Raw genomic sequence first — 1,893 nt, forward strand, 5'->3', positions numbered from 1 at the left:
TATCTCCTAAAGAATATTTGAAAAAAATTTCATAATAGACAAGATAAATGTGTCCACATTATTGACATAAGTACAAGCTGAATTTTTTACTTTTCTGGTACACTTTTACTTTAACAAATAAAGGGGGTCGATTTTCCTCTACCTAGTTAAATTTAATTTAATTATACAATAGCTGTATATATACAGCTAATAAAGGATTATAGGTTGCCTTATTAACCTAAATACATCGGACATGTGATTTAATGAAAAAAACAATAATTATTCTTCTTATGTTTCTTATAAATTTTTTAACTTTTAGCGAAATGAATTATGAGCAAATGGTTGAGATGTCTCAAAAAAGTGAAGCATTGCCAAAAAGAACTAACATTGTTTTAAAAGATGAAAAATTTACTGGAGAGTTTGGAACTTATTCATTTAAAGTAACGACTGAGGTAGAAGGTAAACAGGTTTCAGAAAACTCTTATGCTGGATCAGAAGCATGGGTAAATCAATTTTTTATAACTGAGTACAAATTTTATAGAAATGTTTCTGGAATAACAGAAGAAGAGCTGACTTTGAATAATTTAGATTTGATAGTACCTAAAGATGCAAAAATATTAGCTAAAGAAAAAGGAAAAAAATCTGGATACGTTATATATGCTCAACATAATAACATAATAGCTCAATCAATAACCTGCTTTAATAATAGTTATATATATTATTCAGTAATTGTAGATACTGAAACAGGCCACAATGAAAAATATTTAAATGTGTATAAAGATTTAATTACTTCTGTGAGACTAAATTGAGAATATATTTTATAATAATTTCTATAGAATATTGACTGGACATAAATTACATACGATTTATAAAAAATAAAGGAGTACAATTATGAAAAAAATTATGGTATTTACAGCAATCTTATTCTCAGTGATAAGTTTTACTTTAAAAGCAGATGAATATCAGCAAATGTGGGAAAAAAACTGGGAAGATCAGAGGAGAATAGAGGAACAGAACCAGTTTATGCAACAGCAAAATCAATATTATGAAGTGGAGAGGCAACAACAGCAACAGACGAATAATGTAGCGGTATACAGATATTATGGTGCAATTTCAGTGGATCCGGCTACAAGGGGCTATGATGCTGTATGGAATTATACTAATAAAAAAGAGGCTTTTAGTGTAGCCAGATTAAAATGCAAAACAGTAAATTGCGTAACAATCCAAACTGGAGATGCCAGTACTGTTATAGTCATTTCAGATGATGGACAGGTTTTACAGTCTGCTTCTGGATCATATAAAGATGCCAGTAATAAAGCGTTGAAAAATTGTGAGAAAATGAAGGCTTCCACAGCAACGTGCGAAGTTGCTATAGTAGCATATGGAGATTCTGAGCCGTATGAAAAAAGATGGGGTGCAGTTGCTTATGATGCTAAAACCGGAGTAGGAGCAACTTCAGAGAATTATTATACAGGAAAAGATGCTATGAAATCAGCATTAACAGCCTGCAATACAGAGACATGTGTAACATTGGCATATCAGGAAAATTACGGTGCAATAGCTATGAGCCCTGAGAAAGGTCTGTATGTTGGAAGAGCGGATGGAAGTATGGAGTTAGCAGAACAAAATGCAATAAAAGGATGTAAAAAAGAATATAAGTCTAAAACCTGTGAAATAGTAGTTCGAGGGTCATCAAGGGGTCTGTGGTATTCGGGAAAGCAACATTAGAAACAAAGTTAATTATTGTCCCAGAATTAAGAAGAGAGGAATATTGTAATGCTATAGCAGTTATCGATTTTAAGAAAAAATTTGAATTATATGACAAAATAAACTTTACATGTAGTGCTATAGTAAAGTAGGAACACCAAAATCTAAACAATGATATAATAAAAAAAGAAAGAGGTGTTTTGAAAT

General features: G+C 31.0%; 2 protein-coding genes. Both read left to right on the forward strand.

Annotated features, from left to right (window positions below; translation table 11 throughout):
* The first annotated feature begins 242 nt into the window (after window positions 1-242).
* Window positions 243-788, forward strand: a complete 546-nt coding sequence (locus NK213_RS19885; protein WP_253352573.1) for a hypothetical protein — start codon at window positions 243-245, stop codon at window positions 786-788.
* An 82-nt stretch (window positions 789-870) separates the two neighbouring features.
* Complete coding sequence (locus NK213_RS19890; protein WP_253352581.1) at window positions 871-1,707, forward strand: DUF4189 domain-containing protein; 837 nt, start codon at window positions 871-873, stop codon at window positions 1,705-1,707.
* Window positions 1,708-1,893: the final 186 nt, after the last annotated feature.

Source organism: Sebaldella sp. S0638 (genome assembly GCF_024158605.1).
Classification (GTDB): Bacteria; Fusobacteriota; Fusobacteriia; order Fusobacteriales; family Leptotrichiaceae; genus Sebaldella.

Bases quoted from the DNA above. Each gene is read 5' to 3' on its own strand.
- NK213_RS19885 (WP_253352573.1), top strand. From the start codon at position 243: ATGAAAAAAACAATAATTATTCTTCTTATGTTTCTTATAAATTTTTTA.
- NK213_RS19890 (WP_253352581.1), top strand. From the start codon at position 871: ATGAAAAAAATTATGGTATTTACAGCAATCTTATTCTCAGTGATAAGT.